At 67.0% G+C, this 26,146-nt stretch carries 21 protein-coding genes; 3 read left to right on the top strand and 18 right to left on the bottom strand.

All coding sequences use genetic code 11. The features are described 5' to 3' along the window. Positions 1 to 8: 8 nt before the first annotated feature. From secG to ACN9M4_RS09950, 16 genes are all read right to left on the bottom strand, one after another. A complete protein-coding gene (gene secG / locus ACN9M4_RS10025; protein ID WP_074589634.1) occupies positions 9 to 266 on the bottom strand; it encodes a preprotein translocase subunit SecG in 258 nt (85 codons plus the stop codon). 42 nt (positions 267 to 308) lie between these two features. After that, positions 309 to 1,124 (bottom strand): triose-phosphate isomerase, encoded by an 816-nt coding sequence (tpiA, locus tag ACN9M4_RS10020; RefSeq protein WP_426297441.1) that lies wholly within the window; start codon positions 1,122 to 1,124, stop codon positions 309 to 311. Positions 1,125 to 1,224: 100 nt separating this feature from the next. Next, on the bottom strand, positions 1,225 to 2,451 hold the full coding sequence (locus ACN9M4_RS10015; RefSeq protein WP_426297439.1) for a phosphoglycerate kinase: 1,227 nt from the start codon (positions 2,449 to 2,451) through the stop codon (positions 1,225 to 1,227). A gap of 9 nt (positions 2,452 to 2,460) precedes the next feature. Next, positions 2,461 to 3,468, bottom strand: a complete 1,008-nt coding sequence (gene gap / locus ACN9M4_RS10010) for a type I glyceraldehyde-3-phosphate dehydrogenase (protein WP_426297437.1) — start codon at positions 3,466 to 3,468, stop codon at positions 2,461 to 2,463. A gap of 263 nt (positions 3,469 to 3,731) precedes the next feature. Further along, positions 3,732 to 4,355: a superoxide dismutase gene (locus ACN9M4_RS10005; protein WP_115787362.1), complete on the bottom strand. Its 624-nt coding sequence runs from the start codon at positions 4,353 to 4,355 to the stop codon at positions 3,732 to 3,734. A 174-nt stretch (positions 4,356 to 4,529) separates the two neighbouring features. Next, the gene (gene whiA, locus ACN9M4_RS10000; protein ID WP_070349529.1) at positions 4,530 to 5,510 is read right to left on the bottom strand and encodes a DNA-binding protein WhiA; all 981 of its coding nucleotides are present in this window, start codon (positions 5,508 to 5,510) and stop codon (positions 4,530 to 4,532) included. 9 nt (positions 5,511 to 5,519) lie between these two features. Next, entirely contained in the window at positions 5,520 to 6,536 is a 1,017-nt protein-coding gene (locus ACN9M4_RS09995) for a gluconeogenesis factor YvcK family protein (RefSeq protein WP_426297435.1), read from the bottom strand. Then, a complete protein-coding gene (gene rapZ, locus ACN9M4_RS09990; protein ID WP_426297433.1) occupies positions 6,536 to 7,459 on the bottom strand; it encodes an RNase adapter RapZ in 924 nt (307 codons plus the stop codon). The genes ACN9M4_RS09995 and rapZ overlap by 1 nt, the downstream gene beginning before the upstream one ends. Positions 7,460 to 7,544: 85 nt before the next feature. After that, positions 7,545 to 9,563, bottom strand: coding sequence for an excinuclease ABC subunit UvrC (gene uvrC / locus ACN9M4_RS09985; protein WP_426297431.1), 2,019 nt, complete (start codon positions 9,561 to 9,563; stop codon positions 7,545 to 7,547). Between the two features lie 41 nt (positions 9,564 to 9,604). Beyond that, positions 9,605 to 10,273 carry a lysophospholipid acyltransferase family protein gene (locus ACN9M4_RS09980; RefSeq protein WP_426297429.1) on the bottom strand — a complete coding sequence of 223 codons (669 nt, stop codon included), beginning with the start codon at positions 10,271 to 10,273 and terminating at the stop codon, positions 9,605 to 9,607. Beyond that, complete coding sequence (locus ACN9M4_RS09975; RefSeq protein ID WP_426297427.1) at positions 10,260 to 10,994, bottom strand: HAD hydrolase-like protein; 735 nt, start codon at positions 10,992 to 10,994, stop codon at positions 10,260 to 10,262. The genes ACN9M4_RS09980 and ACN9M4_RS09975 overlap by 14 nt, the downstream gene beginning before the upstream one ends. 106 nt (positions 10,995 to 11,100) lie before the next feature. After that, on the bottom strand, positions 11,101 to 14,031 hold the full coding sequence (uvrA, locus tag ACN9M4_RS09970; protein ID WP_426297425.1) for an excinuclease ABC subunit UvrA: 2,931 nt from the start codon (positions 14,029 to 14,031) through the stop codon (positions 11,101 to 11,103). 109 nt (positions 14,032 to 14,140) lie between these two features. Continuing rightward, positions 14,141 to 14,521: a GntR family transcriptional regulator gene (locus ACN9M4_RS09965; RefSeq protein WP_426297423.1), complete on the bottom strand. Its 381-nt coding sequence runs from the start codon at positions 14,519 to 14,521 to the stop codon at positions 14,141 to 14,143. Then, the gene (locus tag ACN9M4_RS09960) at positions 14,518 to 16,371 is read right to left on the bottom strand and encodes an ABC transporter ATP-binding protein (protein ID WP_426297421.1); all 1,854 of its coding nucleotides are present in this window, start codon (positions 16,369 to 16,371) and stop codon (positions 14,518 to 14,520) included. The genes ACN9M4_RS09965 and ACN9M4_RS09960 overlap by 4 nt, the downstream gene beginning before the upstream one ends. Further along, positions 16,368 to 18,149, bottom strand: coding sequence for an ABC transporter ATP-binding protein (locus tag ACN9M4_RS09955; protein ID WP_426297419.1), 1,782 nt, complete (start codon positions 18,147 to 18,149; stop codon positions 16,368 to 16,370). The genes ACN9M4_RS09960 and ACN9M4_RS09955 overlap by 4 nt, the downstream gene beginning before the upstream one ends. 98 nt (positions 18,150 to 18,247) lie before the next feature. Continuing rightward, a complete protein-coding gene (locus ACN9M4_RS09950; RefSeq protein WP_426297417.1) occupies positions 18,248 to 19,066 on the bottom strand; it encodes a trans-aconitate 2-methyltransferase in 819 nt (272 codons plus the stop codon). A gap of 58 nt (positions 19,067 to 19,124) precedes the next feature. Between ACN9M4_RS09950 and ACN9M4_RS09945 the strand changes: the two genes are divergently transcribed. From ACN9M4_RS09945 to ACN9M4_RS09935, 3 genes are all read left to right on the top strand, one after another. After that, positions 19,125 to 21,671 carry a DEAD/DEAH box helicase gene (locus ACN9M4_RS09945; protein WP_426303354.1) on the top strand — a complete coding sequence of 849 codons (2,547 nt, stop codon included), beginning with the start codon at positions 19,125 to 19,127 and terminating at the stop codon, positions 21,669 to 21,671. A 118-nt stretch (positions 21,672 to 21,789) separates the two neighbouring features. Then, positions 21,790 to 22,296 carry a GNAT family N-acetyltransferase gene (locus ACN9M4_RS09940; RefSeq protein ID WP_426303353.1) on the top strand — a complete coding sequence of 169 codons (507 nt, stop codon included), beginning with the start codon at positions 21,790 to 21,792 and terminating at the stop codon, positions 22,294 to 22,296. Positions 22,297 to 22,309: 13 nt separating this feature from the next. Further along, positions 22,310 to 23,641, top strand: coding sequence for an alpha/beta fold hydrolase (locus ACN9M4_RS09935; RefSeq protein WP_426303444.1), 1,332 nt, complete (start codon positions 22,310 to 22,312; stop codon positions 23,639 to 23,641). 12 nt (positions 23,642 to 23,653) lie between these two features. Here the strand turns inward: ACN9M4_RS09935 and ACN9M4_RS09930 are convergent, their stop codons facing one another. Next, entirely contained in the window at positions 23,654 to 24,970 is a 1,317-nt protein-coding gene (locus tag ACN9M4_RS09930) for an MFS transporter (protein WP_426303352.1), read from the bottom strand. Positions 24,971 to 25,069: 99 nt separating this feature from the next. Next, positions 25,070 to 26,098 carry a TerC family protein gene (locus tag ACN9M4_RS09925; RefSeq protein ID WP_426303351.1) on the bottom strand — a complete coding sequence of 343 codons (1,029 nt, stop codon included), beginning with the start codon at positions 26,096 to 26,098 and terminating at the stop codon, positions 25,070 to 25,072. Positions 26,099 to 26,146 lie beyond the last annotated feature (48 nt).

Genomic DNA, 26,146 nt, shown 5'->3' with positions numbered 1-26,146 from the left:
GGCTTTGCTCAGGAGTCTCCGCCGGAGGTGAAGCGCATGATCAGGCCGAGGCCGATGATCACCACGCCCCAGGTGCAGCCAAGCACGATGGTGAAGCGGTTGAGGTTGCGCTCCGCCACGCCCGAGGAGCTAAGGCCGGAGCTCATGCCGCCGCCGAACATGTCGGACAGGCCACCGCCGCGGCCTTTGTGGAGCAGGATGAGCAGGGTGAGCAGAAGGCTGGTGATACCCAGCAGGATCTGCAGGATTACTTGAAGAACGTCCACGACGGCCTTTCAGGAGTACGGAAAGCGGGAGTTTTACCCGGCCTAGGCCGCGGTGATGTGGCTCTCGAACCTGACAATGTTAGCAAACTCGGCCGGGTCGAGGCTGGCGCCACCAACGAGCAGGCCATCCACATCGGCTTCGGCCATGATTGCCGCGGCGTTGTTGGCCTTGACGGAGCCGCCGTAGAGGAGGCGGGTGCCGGCGGCCACGGCCTCGTCGAACAGGGAAACCAGTTCCGCGCGGATGGCGGCACACATTTCCTGTGCGTCTTCCGGCCCTGCGACCTCGCCCGTACCGATGGCCCAGACGGGCTCGTAGGCCACGACGAGTTCCTTTGCCTGCTCAGCCATGAGGCCCTCGACGCCCGCACGCAACTGCGCTAGGGTGTGCTCGACGTGGGTGCCGGCCTGGCGGATTTCAAGGCCTTCGCCGACGCACAGCACCGGGGTGACCTCGTGGCGGAAGGCGGCCTTGACCTTGGCGTTGAGGACCTCGTCGGACTCGTTGTGGATGGTCCGGCGTTCGCTGTGGCCGACGAGCACATAAGAGCAGCCGAGCTTGTTCAGGAACTGGCCGGAGATGTCGCCGGTGTAGGCACCGGAGTCGAACTGGGACAGGTCCTGTCCGCCGTAGACAACCTTGAGCTCGTCGCCCTGGACGAGGGTCTGGACGCCCCGGAGGTCGGTGAACGGCGGGAAGACAGCAACCTCAACACGGCTGTAGTCATGCTTGGCATCGGACAGGGTCCAGGCAAGCTTCTGCAGCAGGGTGATGCCCTGGACGTGGTCCATGTTCATCTTCCAGTTGCCGGCGATGAACGGCGTGCGGACGAAGTTTCCATTGGCAGAGGTTGTCACGTGTGCTCCATAGAAGTAGTGAAAAGGGAAACCGGCAAGGTGCTGCTCCGAAGGGAGCGGCACCTTGCCGGCCTGGTGCCTGCTGGCGGGGTATTGCTGCCTAGCGGTCGAGAACGCTCAGGCCCGGGAGTTCCTTGCCTTCAAGGTATTCCAGGCTGGCACCGCCGCCGGTGGAGATGTGGCCGAACTGCGAGTCCTCGAAGCCGAGGGTGCGCACGGCCGCGGCGGAGTCGCCGCCGCCGACCACGGTGAAGGCTTCCGTTTCCGTCAGTGCCTGCGCAATCGCGCGGGTACCGGCGGCGAAGGCCTCGAACTCGAAGACGCCCATGGGGCCGTTCCAGAACACGGTGCGTGCACCCTTGATCTGCTCGGCGAACAAGGCCGCCGATTCCGGCCCGATGTCCAGGCCGATGCCTGCGGCGCCGAAGGAGCTTGCCTCTATGGCATCCGCGGCGACGGTCTCGTGCTCGGCGGCCGCGGCAAAACGGCTGGCGACGACGACGTCCACCGGAATCACGAAGGTGGTGCCGGCGTCGGACGCGCGCTTGAGGTAGTCCTGGACCACCGGGATCTGGTCTTCCTCGAGGAGGCTGCTTGCCACCTTGTGGCCGGCAGCGGCCAGGAAGGTGAACAGCATGCCGCCGCCGACCAGGATGGTGTCGGCCTTCCCCAGCAGGTTGTCGATCACGGCGAGCTTGTCCGAGACCTTGGATCCGCCGAGGACCACGACGTAGGGACGCTGGGTGTCAGCCGTGAGTTTCCGGAGCACCTCCACCTCGGTGTGCACGAGGTCGCCCTGGTAGGACGGCAAGCGGGTAGCCACGTCGTAGACGCTGGCGTGCTTGCGGTGTACGGCGCCGAAGGCGTCGTCCACGAAGGCGCCGTTGTCCCCGGTGAGGGAAACGAGCTCGTCGGCGAAGGCGCCGCGCTCGGCGTCGTCCTTGCTGGTTTCGCGGGCGTCGAAGCGGACGTTCTCGAGGACCAGCACTTCGCCGTCCTGCAGGGCGGCCGCGGCTTCTTTGGCGGCGGTACCGACGGTATCCGCGGCCAGGGCGACCGGGAAGTCTGCCAGTTCGGCGAGCCGCGCCACGGCGGGCTTGAGCGAGTACTTGTCCTCGGGGGCGCCCTTGGGGCGGCCAAGGTGGGCGGTTACGAGCACACGGGCACCGGCGTCCGAGAGCTTCTTAAGGACCGGGAGGGAGGCCTTGACGCGGCCGTCGTCGGTCACTGTAGAGCCGTCGAGCGGCACATTCAGGTCACTTCTGACCAGAACGTACCGCCCGCGGACACCTTCAGCGATGAGTTCGTTGAGGGTGTGAGATGTCATGTGTCTACCCTAGCCCAGCTTGGATGCGACGAGCTCCGTGAGGTCGACCAGGCGGTTGGAGTAGCCCCACTCGTTGTCATACCAGGAAACAACCTTGACCTGGTTGCCGATGACCTTGGTCAGGCCGGAGTCGAAGATCGAGGAGGTGGGGTCGCCGACGATGTCGGAGGAGACGATCGGGGCGTCGGTGTAGCTCAGGATGCCCTTGAGGCTGGACTCGGCGGCGGCCTTGACAGCGGCGTTGACCTCGTCGACAGTGACTTCGCGGGAAACGGTGACGGTGAGGTCGGTGGCGGAGCCGGTGGGGACGGGAACGCGGATGGCGTAGCCGTCGAGCTTGCCCTTCAGTTCCGGCAGGACCAGGCCGATGGCCTTCGCAGCACCGGTGGAGGTCGGCACCATGTTGATGGCTGCGGCGCGGGCGCGGCGGAGGTCGCTGTGCGGGCCGTCCTGCAGGTTCTGGTCGGCAGTGTAGGCGTGGACGGTCGTCATCAGGCCGCGTTCGATGCCGAAGGAGTCGTTGATGACCTTGGCCAGCGGGCCGAGGCAGTTGGTGGTGCAGGAAGCGTTGGAGATGATGTTGTGCGCAGCCGGGTCGTAGAGACCGTCGTTCACGCCCATCACGATGGTGATGTCTTCGTCCGAGGCGGGGGCGGAGATCAGGACCTTCTTGGCACCGGCGTCGATGTGCTTCTGTGCCGCCGCGGCCTTGGTGAAGAAACCGGTGGACTCGATGACGATGTCCACGCCAAGCTCACCCCAGGGCAGGTTTGCGGGATCGCGTTCGGCGAGGACCTTGATGGGCTTGCCGTCCACCACGAGCTGGCCGTCGGAAACCTCGACGGACTGGGTCAGGCGACCACCGACGGAGTCGTACTTCAGCAGGTGGGCCAGCGCCTCGGGGCTGGTGAGGTCGTTGACCGCGACGATCTCGAGATCGGCGCCCTGGGCCAGCGCTGCGCGGAAGTAGTTGCGTCCGATGCGGCCGAAGCCGTTGATACCAATACGGGTGGTCACTTTTTGTCTCCTTGGTGCTCTCTCAAGCACATCTAGTGAGTCGGATCTTGATTCCAACTAACAAATCCCGCACGTCTTTGGGCAGAAGTGATTATCAGATCGGAGGGCGACCAGCCACGTTGCTGAAGGCTGACGCCTTCCGTGACCTATCTTACGTTCAAGAAAGCCCGCCCCTGCAACTGCAGGGGCGGGCTTTCCGCCATTTGGGCGAAATTCACGCGAATGTGAAGTTTGTTACATCTGCGTGTATTCCGGATCACCCGCTAGAGAACAATGAGTCCCGTGGCGTTGGCGCGGGCGGCTTCGAAGCGCTTGGCGACGTCGGCCCAGTTGACGATGTTCCAGAATGCCTTGACGTAGTCGGCCTTCACGTTGACGTAGTCCAGGTAGAAGGCGTGCTCCCACATGTCCAGCATCAGCAGCGGAGTGGTACCGACGGCAACGTTGCCCTGCTGGTCGTAGAGCTGCTCGATCAGCAGGTTGCCGGCGATGGGCTCGTAGGCGAGGAAGGCCCAGCCGGAACCCTGCAGGCCAAGGGCGGCGGCGGTGAACTGGGCGCGGAAGGCGTCGAAGGAGCCGAAAGCGTCCTCGATGGCTGCCGCGAGCTCGCCTTCCGGCTTGTCGCCGCCGTCCGGGGAGATGTTGTTCCAGAACACCGAGTGGTTGATGTGGCCGCCGGTGTGGAACGCCAGGTCCTTCGACAGGCGGTTGATGTTGGCGAAATCGCCCTTTTCGCGGGCTTCGGCCAGCTGGGCCAGGGCGTTGTTGGCGCCGGCGACGTAGGCGGCATGGTGCTTGCTGTGGTGCAGCTCCATGATCTTCGCCGAAATGTGCGGCTCAAGTGCCGCGTAGTCGTAGCCAAGCTCGGGCAGTACGTACTCTGTCACGAAACCCTCCAATGTCGTGGACCGTCGGTCCTGTTGCTAACTCTCGTTCTGTTCATCCGGCCGGAGCACCGGCCGGAAATCCCTGGGGAGTACTGCGTTCCCGGCGGACCATCGGCATAACCGAAGGGGCCGTCCGGGTATTTCCCCCCGCCGTGTCGATTCTAGGCACGGAGGCTATTCGTCCATCATTTCCGGAGTCACATTTGCCTCGGTGCCCGGGATGTCCAGCTCAGCGGCGCGTTTGTCGGCCATGGCCAGCAGGCGCCGGATCCGGCCGGCGATCGCGTCCTTGGTCATGGGCGGGTCGGCGAGGCGGCCGAGTTCGTCCAGGCTTGCCTGCTTGTGCGCTACGCGCAGTTCGCCCGCGTACTTCAGGTGATCGGGGACGTCGTCGCCCAGGATCTCCAGGGCGCGGTCCACCCGGGCTCCGGCGGCAACGGCCGCCTGGGCGGAACGCCGCAGGTTGGCGTCATCGAAGTTGGCCAGCCGGTTGGCGGTGGCGCGCACTTCCTTGCGCATGCGCCGTTCCTCCCACACCATCAGGGCGTCATGGGCGCCCATCCGGGTCAGGAGCTCTGCGATCGTGTCGCCGTCGCGGATCACCACACGGTCCACTCCGCGTACTTCGCGGGCCTTGGCCTGGATGCCGAGGCGGCGCGCCGCGCCCACAAGCGCCAGGGCCGACTCCGGCCCGGGGCAGGTGACCTCCAAGGAAGATGAGCGGCCGGGCTCGGTCAGTGAGCCGTGGGCGAGGAAAGCTCCCCGCCAGACCGCCTCGGCATCGGCGGCGGAGCCGTTGACGACGGCGGACGGCAGCCCGCGCACGGGGCGGCCGCGGCCGTCCAGGAGGCCGGTCTGCCTGGCGAGGGCCTCTCCGTCGCGCACTACGCGGACGACGTAGCGGCTGCCGCGCCGCAATCCCCCGCCGGACACGACGATGATCTCGCTCTGGTGGCCGTAGACCTCGGCGATGGCGGCGCGCAGGCGCCGTGCGGTGGAGGCGAGGTCGACCTCCGCCTCGATGACGATGCGTCCCGAGATGATGTGCAGCCCACCGGCGAAGCGCAGCATGGCCGAGACTTCGGCCTTGCGCACGGAGGACTTCTTGATATCCAGCCGGGAAAGTTCTTCCTTGACCGATGCGGTCAGTGCCATGGCGTGTTCCTAACTGTTCCCGAAAATATCGTGGTACGCCGCCGCCAGAAGGAGGGGGTCATGGACCGGGCGGCGCCGGGACGCACCTACTCTACCGAAGACAACCTCCGCGCCGATGCGGCCGGCGGCCTTTTCGAAGGTCGCGACGTCGGAAACGGATTCGGGATCGGCAAGGACAACGTCGATGCTGAACTCCGGGGCGTACTTGCGCAGTGCGTCCAGATGGTCGGCCGCGCTCATGCCGGAGGTTTCCTTGGTGTCCATGGCCAGGTTCATGGTGAGGCAGCGCTTGGCGGCGGTGCCCACGAGGGCCTGGCGCATCTCGGGAAGGAGCAGGTGCGGCAGCACGGAGGTGTACCAGGAGCCCGGGCCGAGGACGATCCAGTCCGCCAGCTCGATGGCCGTCAGCGCGTCGGTGCAGGCCGGCGCGTCCTCCGGGATGAGCCGGACGTCTTCAAGCGAACCGGCCACCGCGCATTTCGCCTGGCCCGTGATGGTCTGCACGCCGTAGCCGCCGGCGGGCAGCGGAACGCGGACGTCGCCTTCGATGGTCAGCGGCACGCTGGACATCGGCAGCACCTGGCCGCGGGCACCGAGCAGCGCCCCGGCCCATTTCAGCCCGGCAACGGTGTCACCCAGCAGTTCCCAGAGCGTCATGATGAGCAGGTTGCCCATGGCGTGGTTGTCGAGCGGGCTTTCGCGGCCTTCCGGGGCCTTGAAGCGGTGCTGCATGACGTCGCGCCACGTGCGTCCCCAGTCGGTGTCGTCGCAGAGGGCGCTTAGCGCCATGCGCAGGTCGCCCGGCGGGAGGACGCCGTACTGTTCGCGCAGGCGCCCGGAGGAGCCGCCGTCGTCGGCCACCGTCACGATGGCGGTGAGCTCGGAGGTGAGAAGGCGCAACGCCGACAGCGACGCGGCCAGTCCGTGGCCGCCGCCGAGCGCCACCACCGAGGGGCTCTTGTCCTTCTGGCTGCCGGGCGTTCCCTTCGGCGGGATGAGCGGCAGCGGGCCCGTCAGGACTCCCATTACTCGCGGCCCAGGTCGCGGTGGCTGGTGGTGACGGTCACGCGTGGATACTGTGCCAGGCGTTTGGAGAGCTCGACGGCGACCGCCACCGAGCGGTGCTTGCCGCCCGTGCAGCCCACGGCAATGGTGGCATAGTGCTTGTTCTCGGTGCGGTAGCCGTCCAAGACCGGTTCGAGGGCCTGCACGTAGCGGTCCACGAATTCCTTCACGCCGGCGGCTTCGAGCACGTAGTCCCGCACGTCGGCGTCCAGGCCGGTGTGGGGGCGCAGCTGCGGGACCCAATGCGGGTTCGGGATGAAGCGGGCGTCGGCCACGAAGTTGGCGTCCACGGGGAGACCGTACTTGAAGCCGAAGCTCATGACGTTCAGGCGCAGCGTCACCGGGCCGGTTTCGCTGAAGAGTTCGGTGATGGCGGTGGCGAGTCCGTGGACGTTGAAGACGCTGGTGTCCAGGACAATGTCCGCGGAGTCGCGCAGTTCCCTCAGCACCTCGCGTTCGGCCGCGATGCCATCGAGGATGCGCCCCCCGCCCTGCAGCGGGTGGGGCCGCCGGCCTTGCTCGAAGCGCCGCACCAGGACGTCGTCGCTGGCGTCCAGGAAGAGCACCCGGAACGTGATTCCGCTGGCGCTCAGGGCGCCGAGGGCGGTGCGGATGTCGGTGAACAGTCCCTTGCTGCGGACGTCGACGACGATCGCGAGCTTCGGGATCGAGCCGGGGGCATGGGAGACAATTTCGGCCAGCGTGCCGAGCATCTGCGGCGGAAGGCCCTCCACGACGTACCAGCCGTGGTCTTCGAGGGCATCGGAGGCGGTGCTCCGGCCGGCACCGGACATGCCCGTCACCACCAGCAGTTCCGCTTCGACAGGCTTGACGGGTACGAGTCCGTCCTGCTCCGCGCCGGATTCTGCCGTTGGCTCTGACATCAAATCTCCCCGTTTCCAGATGGTCCGTACCGGAGCCGCTGCGGCAGCGGTCCGTTCCTACCCTAGCTAAGATTCGAGACCCTAGCTAAGACTCGAGGATTTCGCCGGTGGTCATGTTGATGGCGACGGCGGCCTCGTTGCCTTCGGCTGCCTCGCCCAGGTGCCGGTTGATCGCCTCCGCCAGGGCCGGGCCGATGCCCCTGGCTGCGGTGAGCTCGACGACGGACGCGGCCTTGATCTTCTTGAGCGAACCGAAATGGGCCAGGAGGGCCTTCCGCTTGGCTTCGCCGAGGCCCGGCACGCCATCCAGCGCCGAAACGGTCATGGCCTTCCCGCGCTTCTGCCGGTGGAAGCTGATGGCGAAGCGATGGGCCTCATCGCGGATGCGCTGAAGCAGGTACAGGCCCTGTGAGGTGCGGGGCAGGATCACGGGGAAGTCGCTGTCCGGGAGCCAGACTTCCTCGAGCCGCTTGGCCAGGCCCACCACATGGACGTCGTCGATACCCAGGTCCGCGAGGGCCCGCGCCGCGGCATTGACCTGGGGCTGGCCGCCGTCGACGACGACCAGGTTGGGCGGGTAGGCGAACTTGGCTTTCGCCGCGGGCGCGCCCGCGTCATCGGCCGGCGGCTGGCCCCCGGGCCGGTCCTCCCCCGCGGGAATTCCTGCCTGCGGGATCTCACCCGATTTGGGCGGCTGGGACGCTTTGTCCTGCAGGTAGTGCCGGAAGCGGCGGGTCAGGACGTCATGCATGGCCGCGGTGTCATCGCGGGCGGCCTCGCCGGTGATCGAGAACTTGCGGTAGTCGGCCTTCTTCGGCAGTCCGTCCTCGACCACCACCATCGAGGCCACCACGTTGGTGCCTTGGACATGGGAGATATCGAAGCATTCGATCCGGAGCAGCGGCACGGGAAGTTCGAGCGCCTCCTGGAGTTCCTGCAGCGCCTGGGAACGCACGGTGATGTCACCGGCGCGGCGCACCTTGTGCAGCTTCAGCGCCTGTTCCGCGTTTTCACGGACGGTGGACATGAGAGCGGCTTTGTCCCCACGCTGCGGAACCCGGATGTCCACCTTCGCGCCCCGCAGCCCGCCCAGCCACTCAATGAGCTCCGCATGGTTGGCAGGGGTCTCCGGGACCAGGACTTCCCGGGGGATGCGCTCCTGGTATTCGCCGTCCTCGCCGTAGACCTGCTGCAGCAGATGCTCGATCAGTTCAGGCGTGGTCACGTCTTCGACCTTCTCGACCACCCATCCGCGCTGGCCCCGGATGCGGCCGCCGCGTACATGGAAAACCTGTACCGACGCCTCGAGGTCGTCTTCGTGCAGAGCGAACACGTCCGCCTCGGTGTCCTCCGAGAGCACCACGGCGTTGCGCTCGAACACCTTGCGCAGGGCGGCGATGTCGTCTCGGACGCGGGCCGCGCGTTCGTAGTCGAGCTCGGCGACGGCCCCGGCCATCTCCTTCTCCAGGCGGCGGATGAACCTGCCTGCTTCGCCGCCCATGAAGGCGCAGAAGTCTTCTGCCAGCCGCCTGTGCTCCTCCGGGGTGACCCGGCCGACGCACGGGGCAGAGCATTTGTCGATGTACCCGAGCAGGCACGGCCGGCCGCTCGCCTGGGCCCGCTTCAGGACGCCGGCACTGCAGCTGCGCACCGGGAAGACCCGGAGCAGGGTGTCCATGGTCTCGCGGATCGCGCCCGCGGTGTACGGGCCGAAGTAGCGGGTGCCCTTGCGCCGTTCACCGCGCATCACCTGCACGCGGGGCAGCTTCTCCCCCATGGTCACGGCAAGGTAGGGGTAGCTCTTGTCGTCCCGGAAGACGACGTTGAAGCGCGGCTTGAATTCCTTGATCCAGGTGTATTCGAGCTGGAGGGACTCCAGTTCGCTGGCGACGACGGTCCACTCGACGCTGCTCGCGGCGTGCACCATGGCGTGGGTCTTCGGCAGGAGCCCGGCAGGGTTGGCGAAGTACGAGTTCAGCCGGGAACGGAGGTTCTTGGCCTTGCCCACATAGATGACCCGGCCGTGCGGGTCGCGGAAGCGGTATACGCCCGGCGTCGTCGGAATTTCGCCCGTCCGGGGCCGGTAACTCGCTGGATCTGCCACGGCTCCAGTCTAGTAAGGGAAAGGGCGCGCCGCCGCCAGGGCTACTCGGCGCTCTTGCTCTGGTTGTAGCCGGCCGCGCGTTCCTGCCCGCTCAGCTCCGCGATGGCGTCCATGATCCGGTCCGTGACCTCGCGGCGGGCCGGAAGCGAGTGGTCCGGTCCCGTCTTCTCGAAGTACAGGGGCTCGCCCACCTTCATGGTGAAGTGCTGCGGGCGGACGGCATTGGTTTCGATCGACTGGAGCTTGTCCGTGCCGATCAGGCCCACCGGGATCACCGGGGCGCCGGTGGTGAGGGCAAGCCAGCCGACGCCGGTCCGGCCGCGGTACAGCAGGCCGTCGCGGGAGCGGGTGCCCTCCGGGTAGATGCCGATGCCGCGGCCCGCTTCGAGGATGTCCAGCAGAGTCTTGAGGGCCTGCACACTGGCGGCCTGCTCGCCGCGTTCCACCGGAATGGAGCCCACGGCCTTGAAGAACGCCTTCATGGCACGGCCCTTGAAGCCCTTGCCGGTGAAGTATTCGGCCTTGGCGAAGAAGGCGACCGGACGCGGCATGAGCGCCTGGACGATCACGCTGTCGAGGAAGGAAAGGTGGTTGGGAGCGACGATGAACGGACCGTCCTTGGGCACGTTCTCCAGGCCGATGACCGTTGGCCGGCAGCTTCCGGAAATCAGTCCACGGGTTGTCCAGCGGATGACATCAAAGGCTTCCATCGTTCTGCACCTCGCTCAGCGCCGCCGCACGGACAACGTCCAATTCTTCAATCTTCTTCCGCAACTCATCAGCAGTGTGCACCACAGCGATGGCGCCGGCTCCTTCAAGCTCCCCGTCCGGGGCGAACCCCCAGCGGACTCCGACGCAGTCCAGGCCGTTGGCCATGGCTCCTGCAACATCCTGGTGCCGGTCCCCGACCATCACCGCGCACTGGCCACCCAGCCCGGCAAGGGCCGCGCCCACGATCTCGATCTTTCCGGCGGGCACGCTCCTGCCTGACGGCAGCACCGCGTCCGGGGACTCGTCGTCGGACGATCCGCAGATCGCCGTGAAGAACCCGGCAATGCCGTGGTGCTCCAGGACCACCCGGGCCAGCCCCTGCGGCTTCTGGGTTGCGACGGCAACGGGCCGCCCTGAGGCGGAGAAGTGGTCCAGCAGTCCGTGGATACCGGGGTAGAGCCGGCTGGCCGCGATTCCGGTGGCCAGATAGTGGGCCCGGTAGCGGGTGATCGCTTCCCCGACCAGCTCCACGGGAACGCCCGCGATGGTTCCCATGGAGTCGCTGAGTTTGGGACCGACCATGGAATCCAGGGTTTCCTGCCCCGGGACGGGCAATCCCATCTCGCCCAGCGCGGCGGCGATCCCGCCTGTGATTCCGCCGGCAGGATCGACAAGGGTGCCGTCCAGATCGAAGATTACGGGCACCGATGTTTGAGTCACCGGGTTAGTTTCTCACGAGTTCAGGCATGCCTGAAATTCACATTCCGGCCGGGGAATACTTCTTGGCGGCGGCGGGGCACGCCGTCCCGTTCTCCGGCCGGGGCGTCTATGCCCGGCCCAGGATCTCGGCGAGGAAGGTTCCCGTGTGGCTGTCCGGGGACTTGGCGACCTGTTCCGGGGTGCCCGTTGCCACGATGCGCCCGCCGCCGGAACCACCGTTGGGGCCGAGGTCCACGATCCAGTCGGCGGACTTGATGACATCCAGGTTGTGCTCGATGGTGATCACCGTGTTCCCCTTGTCCACCAGGCCCTGGAGCACCAGGAGGAGCTTGCGGATGTCCTCGAAATGCAGGCCCGTGGTGGGTTCGTCCAGGACGTAGATGCTGCGCCCGTTGGAACGCTTCTGCAGTTCCGAGGCGAGCTTCACACGCTGTGCCTCGCCGCCGGACAGGGTGGTGGCCGGCTGGCCGAGGCGGACATAGCCAAGGCCGACGTCCACCAGGGTGTTCAGGTGCCGGGCGATCGGGGTGAAAGCCGCGAAGAACTCCGCCCCTTCCTCGATGGGCATGTTCAGCACATCGGCGATGGTCTTGCCCTTGTAGTGGACTTCCAGGGTTTCGCGGTTGTAGCGCGCACCGTGGCAGACCTCGCAGGGAACGTAGACGTCCGGGAGGAAGTTCATCTCAATCTTCAGGGTGCCGTCGCCCGAGCAGGCCTCGCAGCGACCGCCCTTGACGTTGAAGGAGAAGCGGCCGGGCTGGTAGCCGCGGACCTTGGCCTCGGTGGTCTCGGCGAAGAGCTTCCGGATGTTGTCGAAAACGCCCGTATAGGTGGCCGGGTTGGACCGCGGGGTGCGTCCGATGGGGCTCTGGTCCACATGCACTACCTTGTCCAGATGCTCAAGGCCCTGCACTGAACGGTGCCGTCCGGCCACCTGCTTGGCGCCGTTAAGCTTGTTCGCCAGCACCTTGTACAGAATCTCGTTGACCAGGGTGGACTTCCCGGAGCCGCTGACGCCGGTGACCGCGGTGAGCAGCCCCAGAGGGAAGGTGGCGTCCACGTTGTTGAGGTTGTTCTCGCGGGCGCCGACGACCTTCAGTTCCCGCTTTTTGTCGTACTTGCGCCGTTTGGCGGGGACCTCGATGCTGCGGCGGCCGGACAGGTAGTCACCGGTGAGTGACTCCCGGTTCTCCAGCAGTTCCTTGTAGGTACCGGAATGGACCACCTGGCCGCCGTGCTCGCCGGCGCCGGGCCCGATGTCCACCACCCAGTCGGCTTCGTGGATGGTGTCTTCGTCGTGTTCGACGACGATCAGGGTGTTGCCGAGATTGCGCAGCCGGGTGAGGGTTTCGATGAGCCGGCGGTTGTCCTTCTGGTGAAGGCCGATGGAGGGCTCGTCCAGGACATAGAGCACACCGACGAGGCCGGAACCGATCTGCGTGGCCAGGCGGATGCGCTGGGCTTCGCCGCCGGACAGGGTGCCGGAGGGGCGTTCGAGGTTCAGGTATTCAAGCCCGACGTCCAGGAGGAAGGTCAGGCGGGCCTGGATTTCCTTGAGGACCTGGTGGGCGATCTGGGCTTCACGGCCGGTCAGGGTGAGGTTGCCGAGGAACGCGGCGCACTCCCGCATGGGCAGGGCCGATACTTCCGCGATGGACTTGCCGTTGATCAGCACCGAGAGGGAGGCCGGGTTCAGGCGTGCGCCGTTGCATTCCGGGCACGGGATCTGGCGCATGTACTCTTCGTAGCGGTCGCGGGCCCAGTCCGAATCGGTCTCGCCGTGCTTGCGGTGCACGTACTGGATGGCGCCCTCGAACCCGGTGCTGTACTTGCGTTCCCGGCCGAAGCGGTTGCGGTACTGCACAACCACTTTGTGGTCCTTGCCGTGCAGCACGGTGGCACGGACCTCCGCGGGCAGCTTCTCCCAGGCGGTGTCCATGGAGAAGCCGAGCTCCATGGCCAGGCCCTCCAGCAGACGGTTCCAGTATTCAGTGGTGGCCGTGCCCAGGGACCACGGGGCGATGGCCCCCTCGTTGAGCGAGAGCTCGGGGTTGGGAACCACGAGTTCCTCGTCCACCTCGAGCTTGGTGCCGATGCCCGTGCACGCCGGGCAGGCACCAAAGGGGTTGTTGAAGGAGAAGGACCGCGGTTCGATCTCGTCGATTGCCAGCGGGTGTTCGTTGGGGCAGGCCAGGTTCTCGGAGAAGGCCCGGATGCGGGCGGGGTCCTCCGGATCCAGGTCCACGAACTCCGCGAGCACGCGGCCCTCGGCCAGCGCCAGCGCCGTCTCGATCGAGTCGGTAAGGCGCTGGCTGATGCCTTCCTTGACCACGAGGCGGTCCACCACCACTTCGATGGTGTGCTTGAACTGCTTGCCGAGCTTAGGCGGATCGCTCAGCTGGATGAGTTCGCCATCGACCCGCGCGCGGGCGTAGCCCTTGGCGGTGAGTTCCTTGAAGAGCTCGACGAACTCGCCCTTGCGCCCGCGAACCACCGGGGCGAGGACCTGGAACCGGGTTCCGGCGTCGAGCTCGAGGAGCTGGTCGACGATCTGCTGCGGGGTCTGGCGGGTGATTGGCTCATGGCAGATCGGGCAATGAGGGCGGCCGACGCGGGCCCACAGCAGGCGCATGTAGTCGTAGATCTCGGTGATGGTACCCACCGTGGATCGCGGGTTTTTGCTAGTGGACTTCTGGTCGATTGACACTGCCGGGGACAGGCCTTCGATGAAGTCGACGTCCGGCTTGTCCACCTGGCCGAGGAACTGCCGGGCATAGGCTGACAGGGATTCCACGTAACGGCGCTGGCCTTCGGCGAAGATGGTGTCGAACGCCAGCGACGACTTGCCGGACCCGGACAGGCCGGTGAACACGATCATGGCGTCACGGGGCAGGTCGAGGTCGACGTTGCGAAGGTTGTGCTCCCGCGCACCCTTGACGACCAGCCGGGACAGGTCATGTCGGGCAGGCTGCACAGGGGCAGGGGGAACGCTCTTGAGGGTTTCGACGGCAGAGTCTTCAGCTACGGCTTTGGGCACCCACTAATGCTAATCGAAAACTTCTTCGAATTTCCATGTGCGCGTCCGGCTGCCCGCCACGGCCCCTGGCCAGCGCCGACGGCGGCCTGCACCGTGGCGGTGCATGCTCCTACGCTTCGTCGTAGGCGGCCGCGAGAAGCTGGACGGCCTCGGCGAAACTGGCGCCCTGGGCCCTGGCCGCGGCCGCGTATTCGGCCGCGACGGCGGCCAGCACGCTGTGCCGTTCGTCGCGGGCGCAAACCACGGTGCCGTTCCGGCCCCGGGTTGCGACGACGCCGGCGGCTTCGAGCTCCTTGTAGGAGCGGGCCACGGTGTGCGGGGCGACGTCAAGCTGCTCGGCCAGTTTCCGTACGGCCGGCAGCCTGCTGCCCACCGCGAGGGCGCCGCTGTCCGCGAGGTCGATGATCCGCAGGCGGAGCTGTTCGAAAAGCGGCACCGAACTCGTCTGGCTGGGGCGCCACTCCCCCGGGAACACGGCTTGGGCGCTCATCGCGCAGTCCCGGTGCCGGCGTCGTCGAGCGGTGTCTCCGGTTCGCCGCTCCCGGCGAACTGGGCCTCGTGCAGCCGGGCGTAATGGCCACCCAGGGCCACCAGGGTCTGGTGCGTTCCGTGCTCGACAATCCGTCCGTGGTCCATGACGAGAATTAGATCAGCGTCCCTGATCGTGGACAAGCGGTGCGCGATCACGAAGGATGTCCGGTTGCTCCGGAGCCGGTGCATGGCGTGCCGGATCAGCACCTCCGTGCGGGTATCCACCCAGCTGGTGGCCTCGTCCAGGACCAGGACGGGCCGGCCTGACAGCCGGGCCCGGGCGATGCTGAGCAGCTGCCGCTGCCCCTGGCTCAGCGGTTCCCCGCCGTTGCTGAGCATGGTGGCGTAACCGTCAGGGAGGGATCGGACAAAGTGGTCCACGTGGCTCGCTTCGGCGGCGGCGACGATGTCCGCATCGCTGGCGGAGGGGTCGCCGTAGGCGATGTTCTCCCGGATGGTCCCGGTGAAGATCCAGGGTTCCTGCAGGACGACGCCGAAGTGCTGCCGCAGTGCGTCGCGGGGCATCTGCGAGATGTCCACGCCGTCCACGGTGATCCGCCCGGCGTCGGGTTCATGGAAGCGCATGAGCAGGTTCACCACGGTGGTCTTGCCCGCGCCTGTGTGCCCGACGATCGCCACGGTCTGGCCCGGATCCACCGTGAAGGAGAGATCTTCCAGGACCGGGGTGTTGGGCCGGTAGCCGAAGGAAATGTGTTCGAAGGAAACCGCGCCGCGGCGGCCGTTTGCCGAAGCGGAATCCGGCACGGCCGCCGCTTCTGCCGGGAGCTCAGGGGCATCGAGCAGTTCGAAGATCCTCGCGGCGGAGGCCGAGCAGGATTGGAAGGCCTGGACCATCCCTCCGATCTGTCCGAGCGGTTGGCTGAACAGGCGGTTGAACTGGATGAAAGCCTGGATCCCGCCGATCGTCATGGCCCCGGCAAGGAACTGGAGTCCGCCTACCAGGGCGACGCCCACGTAGCTGGCGTTCGACACGAAGGCCATGAGCGGCTGCACCAAGCCGGACAGGAACTGCGCCCGGGCACTGGCGGTGTACAGGTTCCTGTTCCGCGTCGCGAAGCGGTCCGCCATCAACCCCCGGGCGCCGAAGAGCTTGATCGTCTCATGGCCGGAGGCCGATTCCTCCACGATCGAATTGACGTCGCCGGTGGCTGCCCATTGCCTTGCGAAGTAGCCTTGGGCAGGCCTGCTCACGGCATAGGAGACCAGGATGGAGACCGGGACGGTCAGGATGGCCACCAGCGCGAGCAGCGGCGAAATCAGCAGCATCATGCACAGCGAGGCGAAGACCATCAGCAAGGACGTGATCAACTGGCCGAGCAGCTGGTTGAGGAGCTGGGCCACGTTGTCGAGGTCGTTGCTCGCCCGGCTCAGCAAATCACCGCGGCTGCGGCCGTCGTAGTAGGCCACCGCGACGCGGTGCAGCTTGTCTTCGACAGCTTCCCGAAGCCGGTAGGCGAGGCCCTGGACGGCGCCAGCGGTCAACCTGCCCTGAGCCCAGCTCAGCAGCGAAGCAACGATGTACATTGCCATGACCGGAACCAGCAGAGCAACGAAGCGCCCGGAATTGAAGCTTCCGCCCAGTACGGCTTGGGCGACGACATCTGTGGCGTCACCAAGGATTTTGGGTGCGGAGACGTTGAGGACAACGAAGCATGCAATACACAAAAGCGCACCGGTCATCGCCGCACGCGACGGTTCCAGCAGCTCGACCAGGCGGAGCAGGGCCCACCCGCGCCGCCGCCGCTGCGGGCGGTCGCCTCCCTCAGCCGCATCTGCGGGCCGCGTCATGACCCGTCCGCCGTTTCGAGCTGGGAGGCGACGATTTCCCGGTAGTGCCGGGACCCGGCCAACAGAGCGGCATGGGTGCCGCTGCCGACGATCCTGCCATTGTCCACCACGAGGATCCGGTCCGCGGTTTCGATGCTGCGCACCCGTTGGGCCACCATGAGCACCACGGACGTGGAGAGTCGCGGCACCAGTGCCTCGAAGATCCGGGTTTCGGTGAGGGCGTCCAGCGCGGAGAAGCTGTCGTCGAAGAGATGGATCGACGCCGGCCGCAGGAGGGCGCGGGCAATGCACAGCCGCTGCTTCTGTCCGCCGGAGAGCCCGCCGCCCTGTGCGAGGACCGTATGGATGCCGTCCGGAAGAGCCGAAACGAATGACGCCGCCTGCGCCGCTTCCAGCGCCTCCCACAGTTGGGTGTCGCTCGCCGCCGGGAGCGAGATCCTGAGGTTGTCCGCGACGCTTCCGTCGAAGAGCCAGTTCCGCTGCGGCACGGCGGCGATGCTGTGCCGCAATGCGTCCAGGGGAATGCCGCGCGTATCCTGGCCGCCGATGGTGATGCGGCCGCTGCTGGCTTCGAGCAACCTCGGCACCAGCCGCAGGAGGGTGGACTTTCCGCTGCCGGTGGAACCGATGATGGCCGTCGTCGTGCCGGGCAGCGCCTCGAAGCTGATGTTTTCCAGCACACGGGCCTCGGCGCCGGGAAAGGCGAAGGACACCTCCTCGAAACGGAGGACCGGGCCGGATGGCTCCCGTGGCGGCGTCGACGAATGCCTGCCATGCATGGCTGCCGGCGCGGCAGCGGAACCCGCGAGCCCATCGTCAGCCTGCCGCTCGTCCGGGATGGCAAGGACTTCGCTGATCCGTTCGGCGCTGACTTCGGCCCGGGGGGCGGCGGAGAGCACATACATGGCCATCATGATGGCGAGCAGGATCTGCATGATGTACGCGGTGAAGGCGGTCAGGGCGCCCAGTTCCATCGCGCCGCTGACAATCCTGAGCCCGCCAAGCCACACCACCGCGACGGAGGAAAGGTTCACCACGATCATCACCAGCGGGAGCATCACCGCCACGATGCGGGCCGAACGGAGGTTGTTGGCCGTCAGTGCGCCGTTGGCGGCGGCGAAGCGCTTCTTCTCGTAGGGGCGCCGGACGAATGCACGGATCACCATGACACCCATGACCTGCTCCCGGATCACCGTGTTGATGCGGTCCACGAGCCCCTGCCCCTGCCGGTACAACGGGACCAGCTTGTGGACGATCCGGAGCATGATGAGCATCAGCAAGGGAATGATGGCGAACACCAGCCATGCCAGGGTTCCGTCCTGTGCCACCGCCAGGAGGACGCCGCCGACGCCCATCACTGGTGCCGCAACGAGCATGCTGAACACGAGGATCATTGCCGTCTGGACTTGGAGGACATCGTTGGTGGTGCGGACCACCAGGCTGGCCGGTCCGAAGCGCTCCGCTTCCTGCGTGGGCAGCGCATGGATCTTCTCGAAGAGTTCCTGCCGGAGCCGGCGCCCGATCTTCATCGCGACGACGGCGCCAAGGTAGGCAGCAGACACGGCTGCCAGCACCTGGACGAAGGCGAGCGCCAGCATCCGTCCGCCGATTTCCAGCACCACGGCGCTGTTGCCGGCGACCAGGCCGTCGTCCACGATCTCCGCATTCAGGGTGGGAAGCAGGAGGGTGGCCCCGACCTGGAGCAATTGGAGGGTCGCTATGGCCGCGACGTGCAGCCGGTACGGGGCAAGGCGCCGCAGTACGAGCGCTGCGAGCATCCGGCCTCCGTTCCATGTCCGGGAGGCTGCGGCCGCCAAACGAATGCAGCCCCCACTGTCGCGCTTGTCATTGTAGTGCAGATCACAGGCAGGGCGGCCTATGCGCGCCGGCTTCCCGGCAAAGCGTCCGCATGCGGGCCTCCGGGCTTGTGCCCGACCGCGAAGATCCGCCGGAACGGGAACACGGTGCCATGGCGGCCTACCGGGTAGGCCTCGCGCAGCAGGGCCGCATATTGCTCCTGGAAACGGTCCGCCTCCGCCCGGGACAGGGCGGCCAGCACCGGGCGAAGGCCCGTTCCACGGACCCATTCGAGCACGGGATCCGGCCCCGGCAGCAGTTGCTGGTAGCTGGTCTCCCAGGCGTCGGCCGTCCACCCGGCGTCGAGCATCACGGTGAGGTAGTCCGCGGGGCCGGCCACGGCTTCATCATGGCGCAGCACGCTGTCCAGCTGCCTTGCCCATTCCGGCGACCCGGCGAGCCGGCGCATCAGGGTGTGCGACGGCGCCCCGAAGTTGCCCGGGACCTGCAGCGCGAACCATGCCCCGGGCGGCAGGGCGTCCAGCCAGCGGGGCAGCAGGTCCAGGTGGCCGGGGACCCACTGCAGCGCGGCATTGCTGACCACGACGTCGCAGTCGGGCCCGGGCGTCCAGTCCTGGATGTCGGCGGCTTCGAAGGCAAGCCGGGGCCGCCCTTTCACCAGCCGGGCGGCACGCTGCAGCATGTCGGGCGAGGAGTCGAGGCCCAAAACTGAAGCCTCCGGCCAGCGTGCCGCCAACGTGGCCGTCAGGTTTCCGGGCCCGCAGCCAAGGTCCACCACCTGGCGGGGCGAGGCCGCACCGATCCGGGCTGTCAGGTCGAAGAACGGTCTGTCCCGGTAGTCGCCGAACTGCACGTACTTGCCCGGGTCCCATGTCATGGCCTGTGCCAACTGCTGCCTCCTCGTGGGTTTCTGGCTCCACACTAAGCTGGAGGCAATGAAACTTCTTGAGCAGCTCTCCGGCATGTCACTCGGCGGCCCGGACGGCGCATCCCCCGACCCGGACGATATCTACACCCGCTTCGTTGACTGGACGGAGAGCCGCGGTCTCCAGCTCTACCCGGCGCAGGACGAAGCCATCATGGAACTGTCCTCGGGCGGGAACGTCATCCTTGCCACGCCCACGGGTTCCGGGAAGTCCCACGTTGCGATCGCCGCGCATTTCACCGCAATGGCCCGCGGCGGCCGCAGCTACTACACGGCCCCGATCAAGGCGCTGGTTTCCGAGAAGTTCTTCGCCCTGTGCGACATCTTCGGCGCCGAAAACGTCGGCATGATCACGGGCGATTCGGGCGTCAACCAGGACGCGCCGATCATCTGCTGCACGGCCGAGATCCTGGCCAACATCGCTCTGCGCGAGGGTGCCGCTGCCGATCTGTCCGCCGTGATCATGGACGAGTTCCACTTCTATTCCGACCCGCAGCGCGGCTGGGCGTGGCAGGTGCCGCTGCTCGAACTGCCGCAGGCCCAGTTCCTGCTCATGTCGGCGACCCTTGGCGACGTAAGCCGCTTCGAAAGCGGACTGACGGAACTCACAGGACGGCCGACGGCGACCGTCAGTTCCGCGGAACGTCCCATTCCGCTGCACTACTACTACCAGGAGACCCCGGTCCACGAGACCCTCGAGGAACTGCTGGAGACCAGGCAGGTCCCGGTGTATGTGGTGCATTTCAGCCAGCTCGAGGCGATCGAGCGGGCACAGAACCTGATGAGCATCAACATGTGCACGCGCGAGGAAAAGGACCGGATCGCCGAGCTGATTGCCGGCTTCCGATTCGCCGCCGGTTTCGGCAAGACGCTCAACCGCCTGGTGCGGCACGGCATCGGCGTCCACCACGCCGGCATGCTGCCCAAGTACCGCCGCCTGGTGGAACAGCTGGCCCAGGCCGGACTCCTGAAGGTCATCTGCGGCACCGACACCCTCGGCGTCGGCATCAACGTGCCGATCCGCACGGTGCTGCTCACCGCCCTGAGCAAGTACGACGGCGTGCGCACCCGCCTGCTGAACTCCCGTGAGTTCCACCAGATCGCCGGCCGGGCCGGCCGCGCGGGCTATGACACCGCCGGCACCGTGGTGGTCCAGGCGCCGGAGCACGTCGTGGAAAACGCGAAGGCGATGGCCAAGGCCACCGCGAAGTTCGGCAACGACCAGAAGAAGCTGCGCCAGGTGGTCAAGAAGCGCCCACCCGAGGGCTTCGTCTCCTGGGGCCAGCCCACGTTCAACAAACTGGTGGAGTCGGTGCCGGATCCCCTGTCCTCCAGCTTCACGATCACGCATGCGATGGTGCTGAACCTCATGGAACGCCCGGGCGACCCGTTCGTGGCGGCCCGGCGGCTGCTGAGCGAAAACCATGAAACACGGCCGGCGCAGCTGAAGCTGATGAAGAAGGCCCTGGGCATCTGCCGGGAACTGCTTGCCGCCGGGGTGGTGGAACGCATCCCGGAATCCGAGCGGGAAAAGGAAGGCCGCTCGCTCCGGCTGACTGTCCACCTGCAGCCGAACTTCGCCCTCAACCAGCCGCTCTCGCCGTTCGCGCTGGCGGCACTGGAACTGCTCGACCCGGAGTCGCCGTCGTACGCCCTCGACGTCGTCTCCGTGATCGAGGCGACCCTCGAGAAGCCCCGCCAGATCCTCTCCGCGCAGGAGAAGAAGGCCCGTGGCGAAGCGGTGGCCGCCATGAAGGCGGACGGCATCGAGTACGAGCAGCGCATGGCCATGCTGGAATCCGTCAGCTATCCGAAGCCGCTCGCCGAGATCCTCGGCGACGCGTTCGAGGTGTACCGGCGGGCGGCCCCCTGGGTGGGCGACTTCGAGCTGGCACCCAAGTCCGTCATCCGCGACATGTACGAGCGCGCCATGAACTTCGGGGAGTTCGTCCAGTTCTACGGCCTGGCCCGCTCCGAGGGCATCGTGCTGCGCTATCTGGCGGACGGCTTCCGCGCACTGCGCCAGACCGTCCCGCAGGACGCGCTGCGCGAGGACCTGGAGGACCTCGTCGCCTGGCTGGGCGAGCTGGTCCGCCAGGTGGATTCGAGCCTGCTCGACGAGTGGGAAGAGCTCACCTCCGGGGCAGCACCCACTCCGCACGACGCGCCCCCGCCCCCGCCGCCGGCCCTGACGAGCAACATCCGGGCCTTCCGGGTAATGGTCCGCAACGAGATGTTCCGGCGGGTGGAACTGTTCGCGGCCGAGGACTCGGCCGCCTTGGGAGAGCTCGACGGCGGCAGCGGCTGGGATGCTCCCCGCTGGGAAGAGGCACTCGACGACTACTTCGACGAACACGACGACATCGGCGACGGTCCGGACGCCCGCGGCCCGGGCCTGCTGATCATCACCGAGGAGCCCGGGATCTGGCGCGTGCGGCAGATCTTCGACGACCCTGCCGGAAACCGCGACTGGGGTATCTCTGCGGAGATCGATCTGGCGGCGTCGGATGAGAGCGGTACCGCCGTGGTGAAGGTGACCGCGGTCAACCGCCTCTGAGGCTCCGGTGGGGACGCAGTGGAGGTTTGGGAGGTGGCGGGTGGGCCCACGCAGGCGAGGGCCCCGAGACGAGCGCAGCGAGGCTTGGGAGCCTGCGGGGTTTAGTAAGCTCGGATCCATGAGTGTGATCCGTTCCGCAACCCCGGCCGATGTCCCCGCAATCCTCCAGATGATCCACGAACTGGCGGTGTACGAAAAAGAGCCGGACGCGGTGAAGAACACCCCGGAGATGCTGCACGGAGTGCTGTTCGGCGACAACCCCCGCGTGTACGCGAACATCGCGGAGAACGACGCCGGCGAAGTCCGCGGTTTCGCCCTCTGGTTCCTGAACTACTCCACGTGGGAGGGCGTGCACGGGATCTACCTCGAAGATCTCTACGTCACCCCGGAGGCCCGCGGCGAGGGCCACGGCAAGGCGCTGTTGCAACACCTGGCCGCCACCGCCGTCGAGAACGGCTATGCCAGGGTGGAATGGAGCGTGCTGGACTGGAACGAGCCGTCCATCGCGTTCTACGAGAGCCTGGGGGCCGTGCCGATGGACGAGTGGACCACCTTCCGGCTCACCGGCAACGCACTTGCCTCGTTCGGTGCTGCTGCCTTCGATGAAAGCCTGGCCCGTGGCTGAGGCTTTTGCCGCCCTGACCACCGGGAATCCGACGGGCGCAGCCCTGGCGGCCGGCCACACCGTTGCCGGACGCCACGAGTTCCGTGGCCTCCGGACAGTGGAGCATTTCTTCACCGTCCCCCTGGACCACTCGCGCCCGGCCGACGCGGAAATCACGGTCTTCGCCCGGGAATATGTCTCCACGGACCATTCCGACGCCGAAGCCTCGGCGCTGCCTTGGCTGCTATTCCTGCAGGGCGGTCCCGGCGGCCGGGGCAACCGGGTCACTTCGCTTTCCGGGTGGATGAAGGCGGCCGCGCGCGACTTCCGGATCCTGATGCTGGACCAGCGGGGCACGGGCCTGTCCACCCCGGTGGACCGCAACACCCTCCCGCTGCGTGGCACCGCGGAAGAGCAGGCTGCTTACCTGGCCTTTTTCCGGGCCGACTCCATCGTGGCGGACGCCGAGCTGATCCGTGCCGCGCTCGGCGCCGAACCCTGGACGGTGCTGGGACAGAGCTTCGGCGGCTTCTGCGCCCTGACGTACCTGTCCTTCGCACCGGCCGGGCTGAAGGAGGTCCTCATCACCGGAGGCCTGGCGCCCCTGCACGGACCGGCCGAGCAGGTCTACCGCGCTACCTTCCAACGGGTGGCCGAGCGCAACGCCGAATACTTCGCCTGGTACCCCGAGGACCGCGAACGGGTGACCCGGATCGTGCGCCACCTCGCCCGGCAGGAAGAAGTGCTTCCCGACGGCAGCCGCCTCACCCCGGAGCGCTTCCAGATGGTCGGTTCCTTCCTGGGCGGCAACACCCGGGTGGACGCGCTGCATTACCTCCTTGAGGACGCCTTCGTGGCCACCCCGGGCGGCGACCGCCTCTCCGACGCATTCCTGGAGCAAGTGCGTTCCCAGGTGTCGCGCGCAGCCAATCCGCTGTACGCCGTGCTGCACGAATCGATCTACGGCCAGGGCCAGGCCACGGACTGGGCGGCTTGGCGGGTGCTGGAGGAATTCCCCCAGTTCCGCCCCGATGCTGCCGAACCCCTGCTCACCGGCGAAATGGTCTACCCGTGGTACTTCGAGCAGGACCCCGCCTTGGAACCCCTGCACGACGTCGCCCGGCTGCTCGCGGAGAAGCCGGACTGGGCTCCGCTCTACGACCTGGAGCAGTTGGCGGCCAACAGCGTGCCGGTTGCCGCCGCGGTCTACCGCGACGACATCTACGTCGACTACGGCCTGTCGATGGAGACCGCAGCGGCTGTCCGCGGCCTGCAGGCATGGACCACAGCCGATTTCCACCACGACGGCATCGGCGAGGACGGCGAAGGGATCTTCCGGCGGCTGCTTGGGATGGTCCGCGCCTGAAGATGGACGCGCCTAGGCCGTGGCCGCTTCCTTGCGGAACATGCGGAGCAGGACGGCGGCGATGACGACGGCGGCAAGGGCCCCCGCGGCCATGTTCAGTCCCTGGTAGCCGAGCCAGGCCAGGAGCGGCCCTGAGAAACCGCCGCCCACCGCGCCCGCAGCGCCCATGAGCGTGTCCGAGACGCCCTGCACCGTGACGCGTTCCTCCTGGGGCACGCTTTCGGCCAGCAGAGTGGAACCGGCGATGGTCGCGGCGGACCAACCCATGCCGAGGATTACGAGGCCGGCGGTGACTGCCACCGGTTCGTGCTGGCCGAAGCCCGCCACGCACGCGGCCGCAATCAGCAGCACATAGCCCAGGCCGATCGTCGGAAGCCTGCCGGCCTTGTCAGTCAGCCAGCCCATCAGCGGCGAGAGCGCGAACATGCCGGCGATGTGCAGCGAGATCGTGAAGCCGATGATGGTGAGCGCGTCGGTTCCCATGGCGTGGTCGCCGTGGTGTTCGGTCATCGGTCCTTCGACGAGCTGCTGCAGGTGTAGCGGCGTCATGGACATGATGCTGACCATGATGCCGTGCGCCCCCACCACCGAGGCCAGGGCGAGCAAGGACATCGGTGAGGAACGGACCGCCTTCAGCCCCAGCGCCAGGGAGCGGCGGCGCGGACCGGTACGGCCGCCGTCGGGCTCTTTCCTGCTCAGGCTTCGGGCGAGCAGCAACGGGTCCGGGCGCAATCCCGCAAGGAGCAGCACTACGGCCAGCAGGAGCCCGGCCACGGAGAAGATGAACGGCCCGGCGGTGGCCGGAAGCCCGAGCGCCTCGCCGACGGCGGCTCCGGGTTGGATCAGGTTGGGCCCCGCAACGGCGCCGATGGTGATGGACCAGACCACGGTGGAAAGGTCGCGGCCGCGGCGTTCCGGAGCGGCGAGGTCGACGGCGGCAAAACGGGCCTGGAGGTTCGCCGCGGATCCGAGTCCCAGCAGGGCGCCGCCCACAAGGAGCAGCAGGAAGCTTCCGGCGGTGGCCGACACGATGACCAGGAGTGCGCCGGCCATCGCGGCGAGCAGCCCGGTGACGAGTCCGATGCGCCGGCCGCGGCGTTCTGCCAATCCTGCCAGGGGCAAGGCGGCGACCGCCGCGGCGAGGGTCAGGACAGTGGTCACGGAACCCGCCCACGCTTCGGAACCGCTGAGCTGCACCGCGAGCAGGGAGCCGATGGAGAGGGTGGCGCCGTTGCCGATGCCGCTGAGCAACTGCGCTGCGCTCAGGAGGACAACGGAACGGCGCTGGACTGCTGCGGGATCGATGGTTTCTGTCGGAGTCAAAGCCACCACCCGAGCATATCCCCGCACCACGCGCGCGGCTCCCGGAAACGGCGGAACCCCGGTCACATCGGTGACCGGGGTTCCGGGAGAAGGCGCCGGACGGCGTCAGTCGACGTCGCTCAGGCTCTTGCGGGAGTCCTCTTCGAGGCGGGCGTCCAGTTTGGACTGCTTGGCCGCCGGGCTGAGCAGGCTGGCCACGACCGCGATGATGATGGTGCCGATGATGACAGCGAGGGACACGAAGGTGGGAATCTCCGGGGCCCATTCGATGTGGTGGCCGCCGTTGATGAACGGCAGCTCGTTGACGTGCATCGCGTGCAGCACCAGCTTCACGCCGATGAAGGCCAGGATGACCGACAGAGCGTGCTTGAGGTAGACCAGGCGGTTCATGAGGCCGCCCAGCAGGAAGTAGAGCTGGCGCAGGCCCATGAGGGCGAAGATGTTGGCGGTGAACACGATGAAGGCGCTCTGGGTGAGGCCGAAGATGGCCGGGATGGAGTCGACGGCGAACAGCAGGTCGGTCATGCCGATGGTCACGAAGACGATCAGCATGGGGGTGAAGAGCTTCTTGCCGTCGACCGTGGTGCGCAGCTTGCCGCCGTCGAACTTCTCCGACATCGGCACGACCTTGCGGAGCTTGGCCACCAGGGGGTTCTCGGAGCCTTCTTCTTCGTCTTCGCCTTCGTCCTTGGCCTGCTTCCAGGCGGTCCAGAGCAGGAAGGCTCCGAAGATGTAGAAGACCCAGCTGAACTGTTCGATGACCACGGCGCCGAGCGCGATGAAGATGCCACGCAGGACCAGGGCGATGATGATGCCCACCATCAGCACTTCCTGCTGGTATTTCCGGGGTACCGCGAAGCGGGCCATGATGATGATGAAGACGAACAGGTTGTCGATGCTCAGGCTGTACTCAGTGACCCAGCCGGCAATGAACTGGCTGCCGTGTTCCACGCCCGCGAAGGCGAACATGGCGCCGGCGAACGCGAGGGCCAGGGCGACGTAGAAGGCCACCCACAGCCCCGCTTCCTTCATGGACGGTTCGTGGGGACGCTTGACCACCAGGAGGAGGTCGACGAGCAGGATGATACCGAGAACGACAAAAGAGCCGACCTCAAACCAGGCTGGAAGCTGCATGAAAAAGTGCCTTTCGCAGGGTACGTCAAAGCGGTGTAAGTCTCTCCG

The organism is Arthrobacter sp. R-11, from assembly GCF_049913155.1.
In the GTDB taxonomy this organism is placed as follows: domain Bacteria; phylum Actinomycetota; class Actinomycetes; order Actinomycetales; family Micrococcaceae; genus Arthrobacter.
This window is presented reverse-complemented; position numbering and strand designations above follow the sequence as displayed.